Annotated in this window: 18 protein-coding genes; 6 read left to right on the plus strand and 12 right to left on the minus strand. The window is 46.6% G+C overall.

Annotated features, from left to right (window positions below; translation table 11 throughout):
• Position 1 precedes the first annotated feature (1 nt).
• From QUF61_RS12305 to ald, 3 genes are all read right to left on the minus strand, one after another.
• On the minus strand, positions 2-2,410 hold the full coding sequence (locus tag QUF61_RS12305) for a spermine/spermidine synthase domain-containing protein (RefSeq protein ID WP_289681940.1): 2,409 nt from the start codon (positions 2,408-2,410) through the stop codon (positions 2-4).
• Positions 2,411-2,420: 10 nt separating this feature from the next.
• Positions 2,421-3,155: a protein-L-isoaspartate(D-aspartate) O-methyltransferase gene (locus QUF61_RS12310; RefSeq protein WP_286019359.1), complete on the minus strand. Its 735-nt coding sequence runs from the start codon at positions 3,153-3,155 to the stop codon at positions 2,421-2,423.
• A 178-nt stretch (positions 3,156-3,333) separates the two neighbouring features.
• Entirely contained in the window at positions 3,334-4,398 is a 1,065-nt protein-coding gene (gene ald, locus QUF61_RS12315) for an alanine dehydrogenase (RefSeq protein ID WP_103920241.1), read from the minus strand.
• A gap of 166 nt (positions 4,399-4,564) precedes the next feature.
• Between ald and QUF61_RS12320 the strand changes: the two genes are divergently transcribed.
• Positions 4,565-6,658: a VWA domain-containing protein gene (locus QUF61_RS12320; RefSeq protein WP_289681941.1), complete on the plus strand. Its 2,094-nt coding sequence runs from the start codon at positions 4,565-4,567 to the stop codon at positions 6,656-6,658.
• 50 nt (positions 6,659-6,708) lie between these two features.
• Here the strand turns inward: QUF61_RS12320 and QUF61_RS12325 are convergent, their stop codons facing one another.
• The 8 genes from QUF61_RS12325 to lpxL form a co-directional block, all read right to left on the minus strand.
• Positions 6,709-7,638, minus strand: coding sequence for an N-acetylmuramoyl-L-alanine amidase family protein (locus tag QUF61_RS12325; RefSeq protein ID WP_289681943.1), 930 nt, complete (start codon positions 7,636-7,638; stop codon positions 6,709-6,711).
• Positions 7,631-9,103, minus strand: coding sequence for a serine/threonine protein kinase (locus QUF61_RS12330; protein WP_289681945.1), 1,473 nt, complete (start codon positions 9,101-9,103; stop codon positions 7,631-7,633). The genes QUF61_RS12325 and QUF61_RS12330 overlap by 8 nt, the downstream gene beginning before the upstream one ends.
• A 318-nt stretch (positions 9,104-9,421) precedes the next feature.
• A complete protein-coding gene (gene ftsH, locus QUF61_RS12335) occupies positions 9,422-11,353 on the minus strand; it encodes an ATP-dependent zinc metalloprotease FtsH (RefSeq protein WP_103920248.1) in 1,932 nt (643 codons plus the stop codon).
• Positions 11,354-11,469: 116 nt separating this feature from the next.
• On the minus strand, positions 11,470-12,090 hold the full coding sequence (locus QUF61_RS12340; RefSeq protein WP_289681946.1) for an RlmE family RNA methyltransferase: 621 nt from the start codon (positions 12,088-12,090) through the stop codon (positions 11,470-11,472).
• A 51-nt stretch (positions 12,091-12,141) separates the two neighbouring features.
• Positions 12,142-12,960, minus strand: a complete 819-nt coding sequence (locus tag QUF61_RS12345; protein ID WP_103920250.1) for a hypothetical protein — start codon at positions 12,958-12,960, stop codon at positions 12,142-12,144.
• A gap of 158 nt (positions 12,961-13,118) precedes the next feature.
• Positions 13,119-14,753, minus strand: coding sequence for a methyl-accepting chemotaxis protein (locus QUF61_RS12350; protein ID WP_103920251.1), 1,635 nt, complete (start codon positions 14,751-14,753; stop codon positions 13,119-13,121).
• Between the two features lie 2 nt (positions 14,754-14,755).
• Positions 14,756-15,265 carry a cache domain-containing protein gene (locus QUF61_RS12355; RefSeq protein ID WP_289681948.1) on the minus strand — a complete coding sequence of 170 codons (510 nt, stop codon included), beginning with the start codon at positions 15,263-15,265 and terminating at the stop codon, positions 14,756-14,758.
• 179 nt (positions 15,266-15,444) lie between these two features.
• Positions 15,445-16,341, minus strand: coding sequence for an LpxL/LpxP family Kdo(2)-lipid IV(A) lauroyl/palmitoleoyl acyltransferase (gene lpxL / locus QUF61_RS12360; protein WP_289681949.1), 897 nt, complete (start codon positions 16,339-16,341; stop codon positions 15,445-15,447).
• Positions 16,342-16,524: 183 nt separating this feature from the next.
• On the opposite strand from lpxL, the gene guaA reads away from it, so the two are divergent.
• From guaA to QUF61_RS12385, 5 genes are all read left to right on the plus strand, one after another.
• On the plus strand, positions 16,525-18,099 hold the full coding sequence (guaA, locus tag QUF61_RS12365) for a glutamine-hydrolyzing GMP synthase (RefSeq protein WP_103920254.1): 1,575 nt from the start codon (positions 16,525-16,527) through the stop codon (positions 18,097-18,099).
• A gap of 207 nt (positions 18,100-18,306) precedes the next feature.
• Positions 18,307-19,233 (plus strand): SPFH domain-containing protein, encoded by a 927-nt coding sequence (locus QUF61_RS12370; RefSeq protein WP_289681952.1) that lies wholly within the window; start codon positions 18,307-18,309, stop codon positions 19,231-19,233.
• Positions 19,234-19,266: 33 nt separating this feature from the next.
• Entirely contained in the window at positions 19,267-20,493 is a 1,227-nt protein-coding gene (locus tag QUF61_RS12375; protein WP_103918753.1) for an ABC transporter permease, read from the plus strand.
• An 8-nt stretch (positions 20,494-20,501) separates the two neighbouring features.
• Positions 20,502-21,020: a mismatch-specific DNA-glycosylase gene (locus tag QUF61_RS12380; protein ID WP_289681953.1), complete on the plus strand. Its 519-nt coding sequence runs from the start codon at positions 20,502-20,504 to the stop codon at positions 21,018-21,020.
• Positions 21,021-21,076: 56 nt separating this feature from the next.
• Entirely contained in the window at positions 21,077-23,134 is a 2,058-nt protein-coding gene (locus QUF61_RS12385) for a M3 family metallopeptidase (RefSeq protein WP_289681954.1), read from the plus strand.
• A gap of 64 nt (positions 23,135-23,198) precedes the next feature.
• On the opposite strand, the gene QUF61_RS12390 is transcribed toward QUF61_RS12385, so the two are convergent.
• On the minus strand, positions 23,199-23,798 hold the full coding sequence (locus QUF61_RS12390) for a hypothetical protein (RefSeq protein WP_289681956.1): 600 nt from the start codon (positions 23,796-23,798) through the stop codon (positions 23,199-23,201).
• Between the last annotated feature and the right edge of the window lie 551 nt (positions 23,799-24,349).

Genomic DNA, 24,349 nt, shown 5'->3' on the forward strand with positions numbered 1-24,349 from the left:
TTTATTTTGCGCCATAGGATAACAAAGGAAACAGCCACGCTGCCACTAGATATAAACCCAGCGCGGCAAGAATAACAAACTGAAAACCAAAATGCAGCGCCAGTAGACTGGCAAGCAGGCTGCTGATGACCGAAGCGCAGCCATTAACCGCCCAGGCCCAGGGCACGTAACCGGGCTGGTATTGGGCGATAGCCGCTAAACCCAAAGGAAAAGGCCAACCCATAAAAAATCCCAAGGGGGCAATTAAGGCAATAGCCAGGGGGAGTTTCAACCCATTGGGCAGACTTGCCAGCCAGGGTAATAATTGTGGAAATAATAACAGCTCAAGCAGCGCACATAATAAAATACCGGCAATTGCCCAGCGCACGGGCTGGCTTCCACGCAGTTGCCAAGCTGAGGCCCAGCGACTGCCTAAGCCTGCAAAGAATAAAAAGCTGCTTAACACCAGTGCGGCGGCATACAAGGGATGAGCTAGAAACAGGCTGAATTTCTGGATAAAGGCCATTTCGATGAATAAAAAAGCCAGTCCCAGGATAAAAAAGTACAGCAACAGCGGCCATTTACCGCCTGTCGAGGTACATTGATGACGGCGACTTAACAACAGTGGCAAAATGATAAAAACCAGACTGGCAAGCACTGCCTGCATTAAAGTAATTATCAGCAGGGGATAACCCCATTCCAATAAACCTAAGCCACCTTGCCCACGTTGGCTGATTAATTCCGGCAGTAGACGCCATTTGAAAAAATTAAAAAAATAAGGCTGATTATCGCTTGCTGGCGTAATTGCATATTTATAAGCCTGTTGCCATTGTCTGGCTTGCGGACTTAATAAGGCCATAGCGCCTTGATAAAAATAAGGCTGCTGCAACATATTGTACTGGTTAGTTTCCTGTACAGAAATACCGGGGTAATAGGCAATATCAAACGAGCGCTCAGCACAGAAGTCTTTGACAGTCTGAATGTCTTGTGATGTAAACAGACCGTTTTTAATCAGCAGGGTTGTGGTATGCCAGCCACGAATCAACAGCAGTTGTAAATCAGCTTGCTGGCCTTGTTGTTGTAATGCCATAACCGCTGTTGCAAACAGCTTTAGAGCATCGCGGGGTGGCAATTTCAGCCAGCGGGTAATGCTCAATAAAGCATCGGGTTTCAAGCGTGTGAGTAATTGTGCCAAGGCTTCCTGGGTATAAAGATAATTTTCATTCAACGCTGAAAGACCGGCATTGGCAACCCCAAAATCATCAACCAGCGCCAGTTGAATCACATCATAATGCGCCTGCGTTGCTTGAATAAAATTACGCCCACTACTCAGATATAATTGCACTTCAGGACGCTGATAAAGCTGCCCGGTAAAATCACCATAATCATCTTTAACCAGTTGTATCAGTTGTGGATTAGCTTCTACCGCGTCAATGGCGCTGGCTTGATGATACACCGCCTGTAATACATCATGCCCGCCTCCCGCGCCTAATATCAGCACTTTTGGCTGCTGACGCAGATGATATGGCAGGGCTGAAGTTAAATAATCCAGGTAAGCCAGGGTTTCTGGTTTTCCCTGGTACTGCGTAAGAATGATCGGACCTTCGCCATCATTAAAAATACCCAATTGTGGCGGCGGTTCCTGGCTGGCATTCAGGCTTAAACCCGGCGCATAACGAAACGGTACTTGGGGACTGGCAACCACGCTGAGCAGACCCAGAGGGCTGCTGGCTTGCTGTAATTGTTTACTGCCCCGGATTTGCAGCGTCTGGCTGAGACTTTTATAAGGTGAAATCTGAAAATGCAGATGGGCAGGTAAAAAAATAGCGCTTCCGGTCAACAGCACAAGCGTGATACTGACAAACCAGAGATTGCGCCAAAGGTTTAATAAGCCAATTAATATCGCCAACACGCTTAGATAAACCAATACACTTAAAGGTGGGAAAAGCAATAATAAAACCAGTACCCCGATTGCACCGATACCAGCTCCCACGAGATCGGCACTGTAAATTTTTCCGCTGGCTTTACGAAAACGGTAAAAACTCAGCCCTATGCCATTGGCGACAAAGAAAAAAGGCAGGGCTAAACAGAGATACATCAATGCCAGATACAGGCTCTGATCTGCATCCCAAAGCAGTTGCGGCGGATTAAACGGCAGTTGCTGCACCAGCAGAAAACACGCTGTTGCACTGAGTCCGAACAGTATGGCATTAGCACTGAATAAAACATTAAAGTGCCCTTCCAGCCAGCGTCGGCTCAATACTAAAAACGTACCGCTGGCAGCATAACCGAGTAAAGCCAGACTAATTATCATGGCAGCAAAATGTTGCCATTGGACAATGGCAAACAAACGCAGCAATAAGACCTGGTAAGCTAAAGCAGCGGCGGAGAGCAGCGCAATTGCCAATAATGGAGGCGCAGTTTTTTTCATCAGCGCATCATCACTCAGCCGTTGTATGACCACCAGTTAACGGCACAAAACGCACCGGCAGAATCTGCCGGGTTTTGACTTTGCCGTTACTATCTTTTTCCACCAGCATCAATTGCTGTACCTGAAAACGCCCACCCACCGGAATCACCATGTGTCCACCCGGTTTAAGCTGTTTTATCAAAGGCGGTGGTATATGGCTGGCGACCGCCGTGACGATAATGCCATCAAACGGCCCAGCTTCTTTCCAGCCATAATAACCATCAGCCACTTTTAATTGAATATTCTGATAACCCAGACGCTGTAAGTCTTGTTGTGCGCGCTGGCCCAATGGCTCAATAATTTCAATACTATAAACCTGGCTGACAATTTCAGCCAATACCGCAGCCTGATAACCGGAACCGGTACCCACTTCCAGTATTTTGTGCTCAGCTTCAGGCGCTAACAGTTCTGTCATCAGTGCCACAATATAAGGTTGTGATATGGTTTGACCATGACCAATCGGTAGTGGGCGATTGGCATAGGCATTGACTCTCGTAGTTTCCGGCACCAGTTCATGACGTTTCACTTTTGCCAGAGCTGTCATTACCTTATCGCTGAAACGTTTGTGTCCGGTTTTATTCCCGGTCAATCCACTCATGGATTGAATTTCTTCTATCATATCCATGCGTTTTTGCTCGTAATCCCCTGCTGTCACGCTGCTTACCAACAACATGCTCAGCACAATTATAAGAATCCTGAACATCATGATAAGTCTCCTGAAGTCTATAAATATTTACCCAGTTTCAGGTGTTGTAAAATCCTGATTCCTTAGTTTGATGTTAGGACAAAATTGTACAGGATGCGAACATCTGAATAGAATTCAGGACATGCCGCCAGATTTTTTCCAGGAGGCTGTCCGAGAGCAGAGGCTGTAGTAAAATGGGTTATGTCAATGATAATAAAGCCGGATGCACACACTGTCCGGCATGAATATTAATCCCGGTTTTTAACATTGGGTTTTGCTGCCAGTCATCCTGGGTTAATTGTAATAAACTTGGCAAGATAGCGGCAGACAGTGCCTGTGATGCCGTTTTCGGCACTGCCCCCGGCATATTGGTCACGGCAAAATGAGTGATGCCTTGTTCCTGATACACCGGGTCTGCGTAAGTGGTGGGGCGGGTGGTTTCAAAACACCCCCCTTGATCCACGGAAATATCTACCAGCACACTGCCTGCTTCCATGACGCTTAACATCTCCCGCGTCAGTAATTGCGGCGCGCGCGCACCAGTGACCAACACCGCGCCAATTACCAAATCAGCTTGCTGTATTTGTTGCGCCAGGGTATCCGGGTAGGCATATAACGTGGTGATATTCGGCGCAATGTCTCGCGTCTGTTGCAAACGCTCCTGACGTTTGTCAAAAACCACCACATCTGCGCCCATTGCTGCCGCTAAGCTGCTTGCAGCCTGTCCCGCCGCACCTGCGCCCAGCACCACTACCCGACTGCGCTGCGTACCGGCAAGACCGCCCAGCAGACAGCCCTTGCCACCATTTTGCGCCTGCAAATAATAACTGCCATGATGCACCGCCAATTTGCCTGCAATCTGGCTCATAGGCAATAACAAAGGCAGGCTGCCATCCTGGGCAGAGATGGTTTCAAAAGCCACTGCCGTCAGACCAATATCACATAAAGCGCGGCTTAAGTCGGGTTCTGCCGCCAAATGCAGATAACAGAACAAACGCTGTTCAGCACGTAACAAGGGCCATTCCTGTGGCTGAGGCTCTTTGACCTTAACAATCAGCTCTGAAATCATATAAAGACTTTGGGCATCAGGTACAATTTGTACACCCTGTCGTATATAGTCAGTGTCAGGATAACCACTGGCAAGTCCTGCACCCATTTCCAGAAAAACTTCATGACCTTGCGCCACTAATGCCGAACAGGCTGGAGCAATCAAACCCACCCGCGCTTCCAGCGTTTTGACTTCTTTGGGTATCCCTATACGCATATTTTCTGCTTCCTTAATCTATTGTTTGTCCATTTAGTGATAAAATCATACTTTTTCACATTTTAATCTAATTATTCATTTCCCTTAGTTGATTAAAGGGATAACACCCCTTCAAAGGGGTGTTATCCCTACGGGAGATTGAATGCTTACATTTTGACATAAAACGATGCCTGAACTTTTTCATTTTTTACGCCCTTTATGGTTGCTGCTGATTCCTGTTTTTTTAGTTTTACTCTGGTTTTGGCGCAAGCAAAATTACAACAATGCCTGGAATCAGGTATGTGACAGCCATTTGCTGGAACATTTACTGGAAGGCCAGCAACAAAAAATGACTATCTGGCCAGCGCTGATTATTGCGCTGGCTGGAATTTTGTCCTTGCTTGCGCTGGCTGGCCCTACCTGGTCAAAACGCCCGCAACCGGTGTTTCAAACCGAGCAGGCACAGGTGATTTTATTCGATCTATCCCATTCTATGGACGCAACGGATGTTAAACCCTCACGTTTGGCACAGGCGCGTTTTAAGTTACTGGATTTGCTGGCACAAAGTCAGGAAGGCCAAACAGGTTTGCTGGTATTTGCCGGTGAAGCACACACAGTATCGCCTTTAACCGGTGATACCCGCACCATTGCCAGTTTAGTACCTGCGCTGGAAACTGCCTTGATGCCGGTGCAGGGTGGTAAACTTACACTTGCGCTGGAAGCAGGCATGAACTTGCTCAAACAAGGCGGCGCAAACCGTGGACGTTTATTGTTAATCACCGATTCCATGCCCAATGCGGCTGCCCTGGATAAAGCAACAGCACTGGCGCGTGCAGGCTACCCGGTGTCAGTGCTAGCAGTAGGCACGGGACAAGGTGCGCCGATACCGCTGGCAAAAGGGGGATTTTTAAAGGATAAGCGAGGTGCAATTGTTTTGCCTAAACTGAATCGTAATGCTTTGCAGACACTTGCCGCTAATGGTCATGGTTTATATGTGGAAATGACTGCGGATAATCGGGACTTGAAGCATTTAAATCAAACCTTGGATAAAGACCAGTTCAGTCGCCAACAGGAAAGAGAAGCGGCTTTGGATAGCCAGGGCGCACAATGGGAAGAACAAGGCCCCTGGTTATTATTATTAGTGCTGCCTTTGCTTGCTTTGGGGTTTCGCCGTGGCTGGCTGCTTTCAGTGACATTGGTATTGTGGCCTGCCAGCTTATTATTCTCCACTAATGACGCGCTGGCTTTGGAATGGGCAGACCTCTGGCAACGACCAGACCAACGCGGTGCTAAAGCGTTGCAGGCCGAGCAGGAGGAACAGGCTGCCAGTCTGTTTAAATCCCCACAATGGCAGGGCGTGGCGAATTATCGCGCGGAAAATTATGAGGCAGCGGAACAGGCCTTTGCCAAAGTTGATACGGCTGATGCACATTATAATCGCGGCAACGCCCTGGCTAAACAGGGCAAGTTAGAACAAGCCATTGAGGCCTATCAGATGGCATTGGAAAAACAAGTGGATTTTTCTCAGGCAAAAGATAACCTGGAACAGGTCAAACAGGCACTGCAACAACAAAAAAATCAGGACAATTCACAGTCCAGGCAGGATGGAGAAAACTCACAGGAAAACCAGGATTCCCAGCAGGCGCAGGATGGACAGCAAGGTCAGCAGCAACAGGGGGATAAGCAGCAGGAATCATCACAATCCGGTGCAGAGCAAAACGAACAACAAAAAGGCGCAGAAAATCAACAGTCAGCGCAAGCGGAACAATCTGGAGAACAGCAAGAGCAAGCTACATCCAGCCAGAATCAAAGCCAGGAAGATTCAGATAAACAGGATGAAAATGCTACGCGCCAAAATCAACAAACAGCAGATAATCAGGAAAATGCAGCACCACAAAATGCTGGACAAGCAGGTGCAGAAACACCTCAGGAAGAAGCGCTAGAACAAGTGCGGGAAGCGCTGAAACAGGGGCAGGAAGAAGCAACCGAAGCGGCTGAACAGCAACAGGAAAATATTCAGGCCAATGCACAGCAGCAAGCCCAGAAAACAGCAGAAAACAATCAGGCGCAAGCCTCGCCAATGCAAGCAGAGCTGAGTCCCGAACAACGTCAGGCACAGGAACAACAAATTGCGCTGGAGCAATGGCTGAAGCAGGTGAAAGATGATCCTGGCGGTCTATTGCGGCGTAAATTTGCCGTGCAATCCCAGCAGCGTCAATTACAGCAACAGCGGTTTACAACATCATCCCCCACAGTTGATGAGTCAGAGCAAGCCTGGTGATAGCGATGAAAAGAGACCTTCCAGGTTTTTAAAACCTGGAAGGTCTCTTTTCATTGGCAAGGCACATGCGCAAAACGTAATAAAGCACGCTCAACAGCGGCAATCAACAGGTATTGATACTGTGGCTGATTGAGTTTCATTTCTTCTTCACGATTGACAATGACCCCCGCTTCCAGCAATACCGCAGGCATTTCTGCATTTTTTAATAAAATCAGATTATCAAATTGATAAATGCCTTTTTCTCTGTCCACTAATGGGCGGTTTTCACCCTTAATCGCTTCAGCATGATGCAGGGTGGGTGATAATTCCAGGCTGAGCAACTCATCACCTAATAAACGCGCAAAGTGCAGGCTTTGTTCTGCCTTGGCATTTTTACCAGAAAAAAACAGGGAATGACCTTTAAAGTGGTCGCTGTAAGGCAGGGTTCGCCCCCGATATTGCCATTGTGAAAAGTATTGGAGTTGTGCGGAATCGTGGTGTATAGACAGTAATAAGTCGGCATGTTGGCGTTTTGCCTGAAATGCCCGCTCCAGCAGTCCCATGCCCGGATTGTTGGCAGTCAGTAAAAAAGCCTGGTGGAAACCTTGTTTGTGCAAGCGTTTTAATAAACGTTTTGCCAAACGCAGATTAAACTGATATTCAGAAATGCCCCGCGCACTTTTGACTCCAGATGCTTTAGGTGTATGTCCAACATCAATGGCAATCACCAATTCCATATTCAAACAACGCGATAGTCTGTCTGCCGGGAAATAAGCAGAAAAGCTTTGTCCAGGACTGGATATCTGCTGAGGTTCCGGTTGTGCGTAGGCATTGCGGGTTAAGCCCCCGTGACTTGGTAATCTACCGGTTTGTGACTGCATCAGCCAGGACATAGTAAAACTGAGCAGCAACAGCGCAATAAATAAAGGAAGCAACCAGCGACACCAAAACAACTGGGGAGCCTGGTATTTTTTCACAAAAATTTCTGCTGGTTTATTCATCTTTGTTCTGGTGTTTGCGTTTATAAACGGTTTGTCTTTCTTTAATGATTTTCAGCCCGTCTGCGTCTTTGCGTAACAACCATTCCTGTTCCGCTTTACCACGACTGGTTTTACCCACTTTTTTTGCACTAAAGGTCACATGTAAAAAAACCCGTTTTTCATTGACCTTATCCGTATCAACCAGTTCTGGTGGGCTGATTAATTGATAAGTAACACTGCGCCAATTCTTGAAATAAGCCGTTTTATCTTCTTCAATAATCGCTTTGCCGACCAGACCAAAACGATAATAGTCCACGCGATTGCCATAAAGTGGCATCAACATATCGACATCACCTTGCTCATAACCAGCAAAATATCTGCCAATTAATGTACTCAAATCGGCTTGGGTGATTTGCAACTGGGACTGTGGATGCTCAAATCCCGCTAAATGACGAATAGTGCCGGGGTGTTGGGCTTCCTGATACAGCAGATAAATACCTGGAATACCCAATACCAAAGTAACCAATATCCATAAAAAATAATGATACCAACGATCTGCTTCAGCACGAGTGGCTTTGGCATGGGCAGATTTTGTGGATAAACCAGACAATGGCGGCGCAGTTATCATTTCCTGCCATTGTTGAATAGTTTGTGGACGCGCTTCCTCATCCAGCGCCAAGGCCCAGTCTATGGCCTGCAACAGCGATTTATTATAGTGTTTTGCGCCCACCTCAACGGCACGCGGCATGTCATCTTGCTTCAGGCGTCCCACCACTTCTCGCGGTGGCGCACCCGTGACAGCATGATACATCACCGCACCCAGCGCATAAATATCCGTCCACGCACCTTGTTCACTCTTATCATCATATTGTTCAAATGGTGCATAACCAGGCGTTACGATACTGGTCAGGGTGGTACTGCGCTGCCCCAACGCAAAACGTGCCGCACCAAAATCGAGTAACACAGGATGACCATCTTTACGCAGCAGAATATTACCCGGCTTAATATCACGGTGTAAAAATCCTGCGCGATGCACCGTTTCCAGTCCATCCATCAGTGGCAGAATGATGTCCAGCAAGGCCTGTTCATCCAGTGTACCCTGTTTTAAGCGCTCAGACAGGGTTTCGCCTTCATGATATTCCATCACCATATAAGCGGTATGATGCGCCTCAAAAAAATCCAATACCTGCACCACATTGGGGTGATGCAATTTTGCCAGAGTTTGCGCCTCCTGAATAAAACGCTCCATGCCCCAGCGAAAGCTGGTTTCATCCAGTGTTGATTTGGGGTAAACCGTACTCACACCTTCGCGCACGGCAGTATCATTAGGCAGATATTCTTTAATCGCAACCCAGCGCTCCAGACTGTTATCCCGAGCCAGATAAGTGATGCCAAACCCTCCATGCCCCAGTATGGAATCAATATGATATTTCTCCAGTTGAAAACCGGCAGGCAAGGCATTGCGATGAGCATGTAGTTCAGACATAAGTGGCACTTTAATTTAATTTTTATGGAGGCTGGGAAGACTTGCCATAAGACTTGAATCCTCTATTATAACTGGATAAAAACAATATTTAACACTTTTAATAATAAGGAAAATAACGTGTCCTGGATGCCTGTCCGAATTTTCATTTCATCAACTTTTCCCCCAGAGGTGCAAAGGTGCAGAGATTCAGGATTATCTTCAAACTTTTCTCTGCCTCCCTGCACCTCTGCGGGAGACATAAAAAAACCACCATTTAAAAAATGGTGGTTTTTTTATTAAGCTTCTGGATAAAACATTTTATCCAGTTTTATTCCAACATTAATGCAAACTGGCTGGGCCACCGATAGAACCGGTATCAGAATCTTTTTTATCAGCTTCTTTTGGCTCTTCAGATTGCTCACCATCATCGTCAGAAGAACTGTCGTTATCGCTATCTTCTTTCCAGTCCTGTGGTGCGCCTACGGGTTTGCGCGCCATTAAATCATCAATCTGGTGCGAGTCGATGGTTTCATATTTCATCAGCGCTTCAGACATGGCGTGCAGAATATCTTCGTTTTCTCTTAAAAGGGTTTCTGCGCGCCGATAATTTTCATCGATCATTAAGCGTACTTCTTCATCAATGACATGCGCGGTTTCATCGGAAACCACCTTGTGCTGGGTGACGGTGTGTCCGAGGAACACTTCGCCATCATCTTCGCCGTAAGCCAGTGGCCCCAGGCGATCCGATAAACCCCATTTAGTCACCATGTTACGCGCAATTTCCGTAGCACGTTGAATATCGTTGCTGGCTCCGGTGGTTACAGCATCCGCACCAAAAATCAGCTCTTCAGCAATACGCCCGCCAAATAAAGAAGAAATCATGCTTTTCAGGTTTTCTTTGCTCTGGCTGTAACGATCCTCTTCCGGCAGGAACATGGTTACGCCTAAGGCGCGACCGCGTGGAATAATCGTCACTTTATACACCGGATCATGTGCGGGTACCAGACGACCGACAATGGCATGTCCAGCTTCATGGTATGCGGTGAGCGTTTTTTCTTTTTCACTCATTACCATGGATTTGCGCTCAGCGCCCATCATGATTTTGTCTTTGGCCTGCTCAAAATCTTCCATATCCACAGTGCGTTTACTTTTACGCGCTGCAAACAAGGCTGCTTCATTGATTAAGTTGGCTAAATCAGCACCGGAAAACCCTGGTGTACCACGCGCCAGCAAAGAAGCATTGACGTTATCGGAAATCGGCACTTTACGCATATGCACAGTCAGAATCTGTTCCCGACCACGAATATCCGGCAGCGGCACCACGACCTGACGGTCAAAACGACCCGGACGTAACAATGCGGGATCCAGTACGTCAGGGCGGTTGGTGGCAGCAATCACAATCACGCCTTCATTGCCTTCAAAACCGTCCATTTCCACCAGTAACTGGTTCAGGGTCTGTTCCCGCTCATCATGACCACCGCCCAAGCCAGCGCCACGATGGCGACCAACTGCATCAATTTCATCAATGAAAATAATGCAGGGTGCGTGTTTTTTTGCTTGCTCAAACATATCACGCACACGGGATGCGCCCACGCCCACAAACATTTCCACAAAGTCAGAACCGGAAATGGTAAAAAACGGTACTTTGGCTTCACCGGCAATGGCACGCGCCAGCAGGGTTTTACCCGTACCAGGAGAACCCACCATTAATACGCCACGCGGAATTTTACCGCCCAGTTTCTGGAACTTGCTGGGATCTTTTAAGAAATCAACCAGCTCACCCACTTCGTCTTTGGCTTCATCACAGCCTGCGACATCGTTGAAATTAATCTTGACCTGGTCTTCTTCCAGCATCCGCGCCCGACTTTTACCAAAGGATAAAGCACCGCGACCACCGCCGCCCTGCATCTGGCGCATGAAGAAAATCAACAGGCCAAACAGCAATAACATGGGGAACCAGGAAATAAAAATCTGCATCAAAATAGATTGCTGCTCAGGAGCGCGCGCTTCAATTTTGACACGATTGGCCAGCAAATCATCAATAATTTGTGGGTCACCCGGACTATAGGAGGTGAAATTTTCACCCGCTTTCATCTGTCCGCGAATCGTGCGCCCTTCAATAATAACCTTATCGACCTGCCCTTGTTTGACCGCAGTGAAAAATTCAGAATAATCTAATTTTTGACTATTTTGCGGGTGGGTGCCAAAACTATTAAAGACCGTCATCAGCACCAACGCGATTACGACCCACAGTAACAAGTTTTTCAACATGTCATTCACAGTGTTATGCCTCTGTATAAAAATAAAAAATTAAGCGTGAGGCGGAAGTACTTTTCACCCTGTCACTTGCTAAGTGGTGAAAAAAGCTTCCGCCGAACTCAGGTTATTTATTGGCCTCGATACCCTATGCCAACAAGATACACTTCTCGGGATTGGGGACGGGAGGCTTTGGGTTTACGAATAATGACTTTCTGAAAATGGGGGCGCAAAGCGCGTACATAGGCGTCAAAACCTTCACCCTGGAATATTTTCGTCAGAAATACGCCACCTTCGTTTAATAAATCATACGCCGCATCGCGAGCCAGCTCAGCGAGCAACATGGCGCGCGGCTGATCAACCGCTTTCATCCCTGAAATATTGGGTGCCATATCAGACATTACAAGGTCAACAGGATTTCCCGCAAGCACCTGTTGCAATTGTTCAAATACGCTCTGTTGGGTAAAGTCGCCATGAATGAAAATAACATCGGGCAAGGCGTCCATGGGTAGAATATCCAGCGCAATGATCTTGACCTTATCATGCAGGCGTTGTTGCACCCATTGCGACCAACCACCCGGCGCTGCGCCCAGATCAACAATGGACATACCGGGCCGAAACAGGCGGTTGCGTTGATCCAGTTCCGCCAGTTTATACACCGCTCTGGAGCGATAACCTTCCTTTTGTGCTTGCTTAACGTAGGGGTCTTTATCTTGCCGCTTACGCCAGCGGTTACTGCTACCTTTACTCATAAGCGGGCATTATACTGAATTACTCAGTAAATTTTGTTCTTTTTCTCTGATTTATGGGGTATTCGTTTGTTTATGCTGGGCGCTACTGCGTTTTTTACGGGTATTCAAAAATGAAATCGCCACGCCGTCACTGATTACCCCACTTTGGCGATCCAAGGCGATAAGATAATCTTTAGTGCTACAACTTAAAGTTAAAAAAGCCAGATGTTCAATACCTTGCGGGTGGCGTTGCAGCAGTTGTTGCCATAATTTTTGATAGTCTGGGTTTTTATCCAGAGCAGGCTGAACATCAAGTTCTTCATTTAATAACTGTGGCAGATTTTTGGCATTGACTGGCTGAAACAAATCCCCCAACACATAAGCCCCTACGCCAGGCAGATTCTTAGGCGAGTTGATAATGCGCTGTTGGCGGGTATATTCTGCTTCCACATTCTCGGCAAAGGGTAAATAAGCCAACGGCAAAAGATTCGTTGATGTTGAAAAAGAACTTAAATCCGCCTGATTGGCTTTAACATGCATGGGGCCTAAGCAATACACGACACCTTCATCAAATACAGCCAGCACCGGACGTTGGGAATATAACACCCAGCTTCCCCAGATCAAGGCAGAAAGCTGAAATACCACAATCATGCCTAAATCAAATTTCAGCCCCGGTTTTCCCGGCTTATATAAAACCAGCATTAACAACGGGCCTAAACCGACATCAACAAAGGCCATGGTATATAAAGCCTGCCACACATCGCTGGCATCGGCAAAAAATCCAGGATACCAAATCCAGGTAATCAGACCTAAAGCAATACAGAAAATGCTGATACTGAATAGTAAATGAATAGAAAATGCGATAAGTTTAATTTGATATAAGGGTTTCATTGGTCAATACTTTTGCCAAAATGCGTTTGCGGCAAGGCCGGTTAGGTATAAAAAACAGCTATTTTAACTTAAATTCGGCGTAATGAATAAAAATCCTGCACCCAGTTTCTGCATTTATTTCATCCTCACTCCTTAGCCTGGATAGACACGCGGTAAAATCAACTGACTTTCAGGTTGGCAACTTCCGTTTGCAATGCTTGCGCGGTGTGCTTCAACTGTTCGATAGTCACGTTGGTTTCATGGAGGGAACTGGCATTGTCCTCAATTTCTTGTGTGAAATTCTGCATGAGATGATGAATCTGCGCAGCATTGTCGGATTGTTTCTGTACCGTGTGATTGACCTTATCGAAGTTCGGGGTCAGTGCTTGCACGCCCTTGATTATCTCGCTCAACTGGATGCCGACTTGCTGAACTTCTTCTACATTATGGTGGACTTCTGCAACGAACTGATTGATATTTTGTACACCACTGGCAACCGCCTCCAGCATTTCCCCGGTCATTTGCTCAATATCCAGGGTCGCAACCGCAGTTTGATCCGCCAGGCGGCGTATTTCATTGGCTACGACCATAAATCCACGTCCATATTCTCGAGCTTTTTCCGCTTCAATGGCGGCATTCAGAGACAACAGGTTGGTTTGATCGGCGACTTTGGTAATAGTGGTGACCACTGAAGTGATGTTGCCCGCTTTTTCGTGGATTATCGCCAAACGCGTGGAAATGGACTGAGAGCCTTCTTCCATACGCAGCATGGCTTGTTTCATGGTCGTTAGTTTGCCTTGACCATTGCCAGCCCGTTGCGCTGTTTCGTCCAGCATCGCGGTAATCCGTTCCATTGTCCCCACCAGGCCGGAAGATAATTCAGAAATCTCCGTAATGGCATGGAGCACATTGTTTACATCATCCAGTTCCGTATTCATGACCGATTCCTGTTGGCGGGAAGTGGATGCGAGTTCATTGACGGAAGAATACAGTTGTATGCCGCTGAGTTGAATCTGTCCAACCAGCGCATCAAGTTGACTACCCATTGTGCTCAAAACTGAAACCATTTCACCCAATTCATCACGCTGTGAAAGGTGTAGACGGGCAGTGAAGTCGCCCTGGGATATAGCCGTGGCAAAGTTAATAGCTTGTTTGAGGGGGTGCAGAATCCAGCGTGTCAGCAAAAACATCAGACTGCCCACGAACAAAAGCATCGTCGCGGCTATCGCCCATGCGCTGTGCTCCGCGCTACGGGCCATAGCGGTGGTTTGCTCCACTGTGGTGGCGATGGTTTGCCGGGTAAGTTTTGACTCCAGCAGCAAAAGGTTCTGGAACTTTGTTTTCAGTGTTTCGTGATGCTGTTTGAGTGTTGGATACTTTTCACTTGCTGAATAGGCATCCGCGTTCACGCACAGTTCAAGCATTTCGTCGAACAATGGATGATAGCGTGTAAGTGCTTCAAGCAATCCGTTAATGGCTTGTTTTTCCTGAGTATCAACGGCATGTTTCAGAATTTTATTTAAGCCCACCTGCACCTGTTTCAGACTTTGCTCAGCTTTTTTTCCAGTTTGGTGCATGGATTCCGGGGTGTCTCCCATCATATTACGGACAATCAACTCTGAAATCACCGTATGGGCTTCAGTAAAGCGATTAGCAAGCTTGAAGACTTCTTTTTCGACACTGAGATGGGAGCTATAAAATGCTTGCAGGGATTGAGTTTGGCTCTTAAAAGCCAGCGCAAGAAAAATAAACATACCGATGACCACGGCGCTGAATATCCCGGCGGGAATAAAAAATTTCTTGCTCAGTTTCATAATCAGTCGATGTAAATGCCAGCACAGACGATGTATTTTTTGCCGTCATGCGTTACCAACTTACCGTAGACTTTTTTACGGTGAATACCGGACTTCCCTGGCTTCTGGTAATGGTATTCCGTCCAGCCATCATTATTTTTGAGGGCCTTGCTAACAATCTCATCCCGAAACATATTCCCCCGAACATCTGGTTTGCCTTTGTAGGAACGACCGATCAAGGTGGGTTTGTAAGGATGGGCACGAATCACCACATTTTCATCATAAACAAAAGTATACAAGGATTTATCCTTGAAAAAAAATCCCCCTTCCGGAGCAGTGATACGCTTGAATGCAGCCTCTCCTTGATCTTGAATCAATAAAACAGCCTTATCCACCAAAGCAATTGCCTGTGCTTCCATTGTCGGTGCATCTGCTTTTACTGCTGTACTGTTGTTTTCTGCCCCAACCGATAATACGGAACTGAAATATAACAAAATAAAAATGAGTCCAGTTTGCATATTCAATATTTTCATGAGTAATCCTCTAAAATTTTTCCTGAAAATTTCATGGTTTTTATAACCCTATCGCATTCATTATAGTTAGGAAATGAAATAAAAACAGAAACTGGGTGTAGGATTTTTATTCATTTTCACAACACAGAAAATGGAGAAAAAGACCAGCCCAGTTTCTGAAGTTATAAAATTCTCACTCCTTAATAGACGTTTTCCTCCTCTGACGGTCGGTGCTTAAAACGTCGATGCACCCAGTAATATTGTTCTGGTGCACGTTTTACACCACTTTCTATGGCTTGATTAATCATAGTTGTAGCACGGGTTTCATCTGCCTGGGCAAAATCTTCCAACGGTGATGATAACCACAAATGATATTGCCCACTTTCTCTTTTTTGTACAAAAAACGGCACTACTACGGCACCGGTACGTTTCACCAGCAAACTCAATAATGTCGTTGTTGCCGCAGGCACGCCAAAAAATGGTGCAAAAGTACTATTGCTGCCGGCATAACTCTGGTCGGGCGCAATCCACAATACGCCACTCTGTTTTAGCACCCGCAACATTTCGCGAATGTTATTACGACTGACTGTATGCTTACCGCGACGTTGACGGCTTTGGGTAATCACATAATCTAATAGCGGATTTTCATGTGGCCTGAAAGTCAATCCCGCACCAGGAATATCCACCAGTAAAGACAATTCCACCGGGGTAAAATGCGCACTGAGTAAAATCACCGGTTTGCCAGCCTGCTGTGCCTGCTGTACATATTCCAGACCCGTGGTATCAACATGGCGTGCCAGCCATTGTGGTGAAGCCCACCAGGCAATACCCACTTCCATCAAGCCTTGCCCTAATGCACTGAAATGCGCTTGTAACAAGGTTTCGCGTTCATTATCCGGCATCTCAGGAAAACACAGTTGTAAATTGCGACGGACAATATGTGCGCGGCGTTTACTCAAACGCCTAAATAGTTGCCCCAGTCCGGTGCCGACAGCCATTTGCCAGGCATAGGGCAGCAGCGTAAGGAGGCGCAATAAAGCAATTGCTGCCCATAGCAGCCAATAACGGGGATGTCGTAAATTACGAGGTACAGTCATGTATTCAGCCAAAAATTAGCGTGGAGCAAAAAGTCATTTTTTTGTACTTCAAAGCGTAAAAAAGAAGCTTTTGCGTAACCCCAATTTATAACATATTTTAGTGTATACTTTCCCATTTTTAATGGTGATGACCACATTTCTGGAAATCAGCCACTCTTTCAGCTTTTAGTGACGACGTATTCCATGCAAAACATCCATTCACAACGTATACTTATTCTTGATTTCGGCTCCCAATATACCCAGCTTATCGCCCGTAGAGTGCGCGAGGCCGGGGTGTATTGTGAAATTCACAGCTATGAAATGGAAGCGGCAGACATTCATGCATTTCAGGCCAATGGCATTATTCTATCCGGTGGCCCGGAATCTACGCAGGAAGCACCCCATATTCGTGCGCCACAAATTGTATTTGAACTGAATACGCCAGTGCTGGGAATTTGCTACGGTATGCAAACCATGGCGGCGCAATTAGGCGGTGAAGTGGGCGCGGGCGCAGTGCGGGAATTCGGTTATGCGCAGATACGCGCGCGCGGTCATTCGCATTTGTTGCGCGATATTGAAGATCACGTCAGCGCCGAAGGTTTTGGTCTGCTGGATGTGTGGATGAGTCATGGCGATAAGGTCGATGCGCTGCCACCGGGCTTTAAGGTGATTGCCAGTACGGAACACGCGCCCATTGCCGGTATGGCTGATGAATCACGCAACTTTTACGGGGTGCAGTTTCACCCGGAAGTGACACACACCACCCAAGGCGAGCGCATTATTAACCGCTTTGTACATGAAATTTGTGCTTGTGAGTCCTTATGGACTGCCAGCAATATCATTGAAGACAGCATCACGCAAGTGCGGGAACAGGTGGGAGAAGACGAAATTTTGCTGGGTTTATCCGGCGGGGTGGATTCTTCCGTTGTGGCGGCTTTGTTACACCGCGCCATTGGTGAGCAGTTGACTTGCGTGTTTGTGGATAACGGCCTGTTGCGCTTAAACGAAGCCCAACAAGTGATGGCAACCTTTGCGCAACACATGGGCGTTAAGGTGATTCATGTGGATGCTGAAGATCGTTTTCTGAATGCCTTAAAAGGCGAGAGCGATCCTGAGAAAAAACGTAAAATTATTGGTAATTTATTTATTGATATTTTTGAAGAGGAAGCTGCCAAACTCAGCAACGCCAAATGGCTGGCACAAGGTACGATTTACCCGGATGTCATCGAATCCGCCGGAGCAAAGTCCGGTAAAGCCCATGTCATCAAATCGCATCATAATGTGGGCGGTCTGCCTGATTATATGAAGCTTAAGTTAGTTGAGCCTTTACGCGAATTATTTAAAGATGAGGTGCGCAAACTGGGGGTTGAGTTGGGTCTGCCCGCAGAAATGGTCTACCGCCACCCCTTCCCTGGCCCTGGCCTTGGCGTGCGCATTTTAGGTGAAGTCAAAAAAGAATATGCTGATATTCTGCGCCAAGCAGATGCAATTTTTATTGAAGAGTTGTATAAAAACGATTGGTACGATCAGGTCAGTCAGGCTTTTGCTGTGTTTTTGCCAGTCAAATCCGTAGGCGTTACTGGTGATGCGCGCCATTATGAATTTGTCGTCAGTTTGCGCGCAGTGCAAACCATTGATTTTATGACCGCACGCTGGGCGCGTTTACCTTATGACTTGCTGGATCATTTGTCACATCGTATCATCAACGAAGTCAAAGGTATTTCTCGGGTGGCTTATGATATTTCCGGGAAACCGCCAGCGACGATTGAGTGGGAGTGATAAATCTAAATTCAGTGTAAGCTTCTTTTGCTCGCTCTACGAATAAAAACCGCTTCCACATCATGCTAAGTTATTGATAGTGTATATTTTATTTTGATATTTTTTATTATAGATGTTCAGAACAATAATTTCGTAAGTAGCAATAGTTTTACAGAGTACTAAAATACAGAAATTTAGCATCTGAAAATCTATAAGGAGGAGAGGAAAATGATTATAAATGGTGTTTGGGGCGTAGTTATCGGCCTGATTGTCGTTGCAGTTATTTTATTGCTTATGGGTATAAAGTCAGTGTCACAGGGGCGGCAATATACCGTGGAGCGTTTTGGTAAATATACCAACACCCTCACACCGGGCTTGAATTTCATTATTCCGTTTATGGATGTGGTCAGCCATAAACTGAGCATGATGGAAGAAGTCATGGATGTGCCGTCACAAGAAATTATCACCAAGGATAACGCCATGGTGACAGTGGATGGCGTAGTATTTTTTCAGATTATGGATGCCGCAAAAGCGGCTTATCAGGTTAATCAGCTCAATAATGCGATTCGTAATCTGACCATGACTAATATCCGTACCGTCATGGGTTCGATGGATCTGGATGAATTATTATCACGGCGTGACCATATTAACCAGCAATTATTACAAGTGCTGGATGATGCTACTAATCCCTGGGGTGTGAAGATTTTACGTGTAGAAATCAAAGACATCAGCCCACCTGAGGATCTGGTGGATTCTATGGCGCGGCAAATGAAAGCCGAGCGTGATAAACGTGCGGCGATTCTTGAAGCCGAAGGCAAGCGTCAGGCAGAGATTTTAAGCGCGGAAGGTGAAAAACGTGCAGCAGTGCTGGAGGCGGAAGGCCGTAAAGAATCGGCATTTCGTGACGCAGAAGCGCGGGAGCGTCTGGCACAGGCAGAAGCTGAAGCCACCCGTATGGTTTCAGAAGCTATCAGTGCAGGTAATGTGCAGGCACTGAATTATTTTGTGGCGCAAAAATATGTCGAAGCGCTGGGTAAAATTGCCACGGCAGATAACCAGAAACTGGTGATGATGCCATTGGATGCTTCCGGCGTGATTGGCTCGATTGGCGGTATCGGAGAAATTGCCAAAGAGGTCTTAAAATCTGCAAAATGAACCTGAGAAGCTTACATTAAATTCAGGTTAAACATGACTCACGGTCTTCTGTTGCTGCGTCTGGCATGGCGTAATCTCTGGCGGCGTCCGCATCGCACCATGATTATATTACTGGCGGTGGCGCTGGGGATATGGTCCATGCTCACTATCTCGGCCCTGATTCGGGGCATGAGTACACAATACGTAGAGCAATGGATTAACCAACTCACCGGTCACGTATTGATTCATGCCCCTGGCTACCGCCAGGATCCGGTGATTGACTATCGTATGCCGGTTGCCGATGCAGAACTGGAAACTGCGCTGAACCAACAAAATATTATCGGCTGGACCCAACGCTTACGCATACCCGCCGTCATCAACAGCGAGCGCGAATCTGCCGGGGTGACGATGGTAGGTATTATTCCCCAGCAGGAAAACGGTCTGTCTTTTATTGCGCAAGCCGTCAGGCAGGGGCGCATGTTACACGATGAGAATGATCGTGGCATTGTGCTGGGTTTACATCTGGCCAAACAACTGGAAACTCGCATTGGCAAACGCGTGGTGCTGATGACACAGGACAGCGCGGGCAATGTTGCCGAGCGTGGGTTTAAGGTGGTGGGTTTATACCGTAGCCGCTTACAGGACACTGAAAAACAATTTGCTTTTGTCGGTCTCAAAGTAATGCAGAAATTGCTCAAAGTGGAAGGACAGGTTTCAGAAATCTCTCTGCGCAGTGATGCTTTGGAATTATTACCAGCAATCTTAAAACAATTACAGCAACTGCGCCCACAACTGGATATTGTCGATTGGAAAACCAGTAACCCCTTATTGAATGCCATGATCAGTATGTTGCACGGCTTTTTAATGATTTGGTTTGTGGTGGTATTTATTGCGGTTGCCTTTGGCCTGATTAACACCCTGCTGATGGCAATTTTTGAACGCAGCCGCGAAATGGGCCTGTTGCGCGCTTTAGGTATGCAGCCCCGGTTGCAAGTGCTGCAAATTCTGCTGGAATCCCTGTTTTTGTTGCTGTTGGGTGCTTTGCTGGGTAATCTTTTAAGCGGTTTGACACTGCTGTTAACCGCAGGCGGCCTGGATTTTTCCCGGTTTGCCCAGGGTTATGAAATGATTGGTTTAAGCAGTCGTATTTATCCGGTGTTACAAAATGAAGACTGGATTATGGCAAATCTTTTAGTCCTGGGACTGGGTCTGCTTGCCAGTTTTTATCCGGCCTGGCGCGCCAGTCGTATGTCGGTGTTAAAGGCTTTGGGGCAGGGATAAAAGCTGCAATGCCCAAAACCTTATCCACTATTTTCCCCGGTGTTTTACCCGATCTCCTGACTGAGGACCTGAAACTGGTCTTCTGCGGCACAGCGCCCAGTCGCCGCTCAGCGCAGGACAAAGCCTATTACGCCCATCCTGGCAATTTATTCTGGCCCACATTATTTGCTGCCGGTTTTTTACCACAACGCTTGCAAGCTGCGGAATATCCCTTATTACTAAAATATGCTATCGGCCTGACCGATTTAAATAAACAGCAAAGCGGAGTGGACGCAACGCTGGATAAAGACTGTTTTGACAGTCAGGCACTGCGGGAGAAAATACTGTTTTACCACCCCAAAATCCTGGCATTTACCAGTAAATATGCCGCCTCACAATTTTATGGGCGCAGCAAACTGGAATATGGCCCCCAAGCTGAAAGCATTGCCGATACCCGTATCTGGGTATTACCCAGCACTTCCGGAAATGCCCGTCCGCATTGGGCGCGATTAAAACATTATTGGTATCAACTGGGTGACTGTTATTAAACCTGGCGCAGCTTTACCCACCACTTTTTTACAATTCAAACTAAGGAATACAACTCTTGAATCCATTGCTTGACTGGCAAGGTGATTTGCCGCCTTTTGCAAAAATTCGCACGGAACATATTAAACCTGCGGTGACGCAATGCCTGCAACAAAATCGCGCAGAAATTAAAACACTGATTGCGGCATTAAAAACCAAGCCGGAAACCTGTACCTGGGAAAATACCCTGGCAGTTCTCGAAGCACTTGAGGATCGTCTGGAGCATGTCTGGTCACCCGTGCAACATCTACATAATGTGGCTGACAGCGAAGCCTTGCGCGTGGTGTACAATGATTGCCAGACCGCTATTAGTGAATATTATCATGAGCTTGAGCAAAATCCTGATTTGTACAAGCTGATTAAAACACTGTCAGAAAGCCCAGCAGCTCAAAATTTTGAAGCAGCACAACAACAAATTATCAAAAACCAGTTGCGGGACTTCCACCTTTCCGGGATTGACCAACCCCCGGAAAAACAGAAAAAACTGTTAGAAATTCAACAACAGATGTCAAGCTTACGCACCCGCTTCAGTGAAAACCTGCTGGATGCTACGCATGGCTGGACGAAACACATTACGGATGAAAATCAATTGCAGGGTATTCCTGAAAATGTGATTCATCAAGCTGCACTCAGCGCAGAAAAAGCCGGAAGAACAGGTTGGCTGCTGACGCTGGATGCGCCTTGTTATCTGCCAGTGATGAAATATGCCAAAGATGCCGAACTGCGCCGGGAAATGTATCGGGCATTCAGTACCCGCGCATCCGATCAAGGCGACCATGCCGGACGCTGGGATAATACTGAAACCATGCAAAAATTGCTGGGCCTGCGTCAGGAATTATCACATTTGCTGAGTTTTAAACATTATGCTGAATATTCTTTAGCCCGGAAAATGGCGCATGAACCAGAACAGGTGCTGGAATTTTTGCATGATCTGGCGCATCGGGTACGCCCTTTTGCAGAACGGGAATTAGCTGCATTGCAGCACTTTGCCCGTGAGCGCGATGGCCTGGAGCAGCTTGGCGCTGAAGATATGTATTTCTATTCTGAAGCTTTGCGTGAACATCATTACGCGATTTCACAAGAAGCTTTACGCCCCTGGTTTCCACTGCCGCAGGTATTAGCCGGTTTATTTCAGGTGGTGCAGCGTTTGTATGGCTTGAACATTCGACAAAAGCCGGTGGAAAATACGATTGAAGTCTGGCATTCCAGTGTTTCTTTTTATGAAATTTATGATGCAAAAGACAATTTACGTGGCGCATTTTATCTCGATCCCTATGCGCGTAAAGGCAAACGTGGTGGCGCGTGGATGGCTGATTGCCGCAACCGTCGTAAAACTGCTACGGGCATACAATATCCTATCGCGTATCTGGTGTGTAATTTTCCACAACCCGTCAAAGATCACCCTTCTCTGCTCAGTCATGAAGAAGTGCAAACCCTGTTTCATGAATTTGGTCACGGTCTGCACCATCTGCTGACCCGGATTGATTATGCCGGTGTTGCCGGTATTAACGGCGTGCCTTGGGATGCGGTGGAATTACCCAGCCAGTTTATGGAAAACTGGTGCTGGGAAAAAGAAGCCCTGCAATTATTTGCCCGGCATTATGAAACCGGCGAAGTCCTGCCTGAAGCCACTTTGGAAAAAATGCTGGCAGCCAAAAACTTCCAGGTGGGTTTGTTTATTCTGCGACAACTGGAGTTCGCCTTATTTGATTTTCGCCTGCATTGTGAATATCAGGCAGGTAAAACAGATATTCAGCAGTTATTAGGTGAGGTACGTGAAGAAGTTGCTGTGATGATTCCCCCGGCTTTTAATCGCTTTCAGCACAGCTTTGGGCATATTTTTTCCGGTGGCTACGCGGCAGGTTATTACAGTTACCAATGGGCGAATGTACTCGCCGCTGATGCTTTTTCCCTGTTTGAAGAAAACGGTATTTTTGATAAGGAAACCGGTCAGAAGTTTTTGCAGAATATTTTAGAGCTTGGTGGTTCACAAGACCCCGAAGATCTGTTTATTGCATTTCGGGGCCGCGCACCAAAACTGGATGCTTTGTTAAAACACAGTGGCTTGCAGACATAAAAAAACTTTGGGCTTTGGACAAAATTTGTCCAAAGCCCAAGCCGTTTATAACAGGTATATCAGCTTAGCGTGCTTTTGCCGCAGCAAACAGCCAATGCAGACAATTAAACAATTTCTGCAAGTTTTCAAGCGCGGAATAGCTCACCACATCCAGCGTTAAGATTTTTCCCTGCAACTTGCCAAACTGCCAGATGCTGCCTGTTGAGACAATGCCAAAAATGCTCATGGCCTCATCCTGGTTAAAACGTTGCGCGGCAATCATTTCCGACAGCGCCTGCGCCCAGCCTTCATTGAAATTCTCTTTTTTAGCCTCCGCCACGCAAATCACGGGCCGGGTAAAAGTCGTGCCAATGGGCGAAGCCTGTGCAATGAGGAAATCTGGCACACCTATCAAACCTGCCTTTTCGTCCACATCAAAACGCACATGTGACCAGACAGGCAAGTCATTGGCATCCGCTGCAAGATTCAAAATGGGGGAAATCATGGTTTCGCAAATAGCACTTTCACTGATGTAGTTGCGCCGATGTTGCAGGTTCTTCTGGATGAAACAGAAAATTTCCGGACTGATAGTGATCGGCTTTTGCTGAATGAAGTTTGTTTCCTGCATTTGGATTTCAAATTTGAAAGCAACTTCTTCGTAGGTTTTTAGGGTTCCGTAAGACATGTTTGGCTTCCTTTGGTGGCCATTGACAGCAAATAGAGGGATTGCCATTCTGTGCAAAAAAGCGTCTGGCTGTCACTTAGGAGTGAGAATTTTATAACTTCAGAAACCTGGCTGGTCTTTTTCTCCATTTTCTGCGTTGTGAAAATAGTTACATAGCTTGCTATGCGCCTGTTTTCACGCCTTGAAAATGAATAAAAATCCTGTGCCCAGTTCCTGCACTTATTTCATCCTCACTCCTTATCATATTGTCCTCAATTTGCTCTCTGTTTTATTTAGAGTTTATCATAGGGGGTATCCGCATCAGCAAAAGTTTAATCCAGCAGATACTGCAATTGGTGGGGGAAACGGATTAAATGGTAGCGTCCCCTGTCATAACATCTCCATTTTCCCTACTAAAAATATACAAACTGCGATAGAATCCCAGAGAGATGTTGCCAAATAACCTAAATTAAAAAAACTCCCGCCCCATGCCCGTTTACCCTATGAATTACCCTCTACATTCCAGATTGAAGTTCCATAATCCAGCCGCTAGAAAAATAAATTTATCATCT

Source organism: Candidatus Venteria ishoeyi (assembly GCF_030378065.1).
GTDB lineage: Bacteria > Pseudomonadota > Gammaproteobacteria > Beggiatoales > Beggiatoaceae > Venteria > Venteria ishoeyi.

What these genes read in the sequence shown, in the direction of transcription:
- QUF61_RS12305 (WP_289681940.1), bottom strand. Translation starts at nt 2,410, where the DNA reads ATGAAAAAAACTGCGCCTCCATTATTGGCAATTGCGCTGCTCTCCGCC.
- QUF61_RS12310 (WP_286019359.1), bottom strand. Translation starts at nt 3,155, where the DNA reads ATGATGTTCAGGATTCTTATAATTGTGCTGAGCATGTTGTTGGTAAGC.
- ald (WP_103920241.1), bottom strand. Translation starts at nt 4,398, where the DNA reads ATGCGTATAGGGATACCCAAAGAAGTCAAAACGCTGGAAGCGCGGGTG.
- QUF61_RS12320 (WP_289681941.1), top strand. Translation starts at nt 4,565, where the DNA reads ATGCCTGAACTTTTTCATTTTTTACGCCCTTTATGGTTGCTGCTGATT.
- QUF61_RS12325 (WP_289681943.1), bottom strand. Translation starts at nt 7,638, where the DNA reads ATGAATAAACCAGCAGAAATTTTTGTGAAAAAATACCAGGCTCCCCAG.
- QUF61_RS12330 (WP_289681945.1), bottom strand. Translation starts at nt 9,103, where the DNA reads ATGTCTGAACTACATGCTCATCGCAATGCCTTGCCTGCCGGTTTTCAA.
- ftsH (WP_103920248.1), bottom strand. Translation starts at nt 11,353, where the DNA reads ATGTTGAAAAACTTGTTACTGTGGGTCGTAATCGCGTTGGTGCTGATG.
- QUF61_RS12340 (WP_289681946.1), bottom strand. Translation starts at nt 12,090, where the DNA reads ATGAGTAAAGGTAGCAGTAACCGCTGGCGTAAGCGGCAAGATAAAGAC.
- QUF61_RS12345 (WP_103920250.1), bottom strand. Translation starts at nt 12,960, where the DNA reads ATGAAACCCTTATATCAAATTAAACTTATCGCATTTTCTATTCATTTA.
- QUF61_RS12350 (WP_103920251.1), bottom strand. Translation starts at nt 14,753, where the DNA reads ATGAAACTGAGCAAGAAATTTTTTATTCCCGCCGGGATATTCAGCGCC.
- QUF61_RS12355 (WP_289681948.1), bottom strand. Translation starts at nt 15,265, where the DNA reads ATGAAAATATTGAATATGCAAACTGGACTCATTTTTATTTTGTTATAT.
- lpxL (WP_289681949.1), bottom strand. Translation starts at nt 16,341, where the DNA reads ATGACTGTACCTCGTAATTTACGACATCCCCGTTATTGGCTGCTATGG.
- guaA (WP_103920254.1), top strand. Translation starts at nt 16,525, where the DNA reads ATGCAAAACATCCATTCACAACGTATACTTATTCTTGATTTCGGCTCC.
- QUF61_RS12370 (WP_289681952.1), top strand. Translation starts at nt 18,307, where the DNA reads ATGATTATAAATGGTGTTTGGGGCGTAGTTATCGGCCTGATTGTCGTT.
- QUF61_RS12375 (WP_103918753.1), top strand. Translation starts at nt 19,267, where the DNA reads ATGACTCACGGTCTTCTGTTGCTGCGTCTGGCATGGCGTAATCTCTGG.
- QUF61_RS12380 (WP_289681953.1), top strand. Translation starts at nt 20,502, where the DNA reads ATGCCCAAAACCTTATCCACTATTTTCCCCGGTGTTTTACCCGATCTC.
- QUF61_RS12390 (WP_289681956.1), bottom strand. Translation starts at nt 23,798, where the DNA reads ATGTCTTACGGAACCCTAAAAACCTACGAAGAAGTTGCTTTCAAATTT.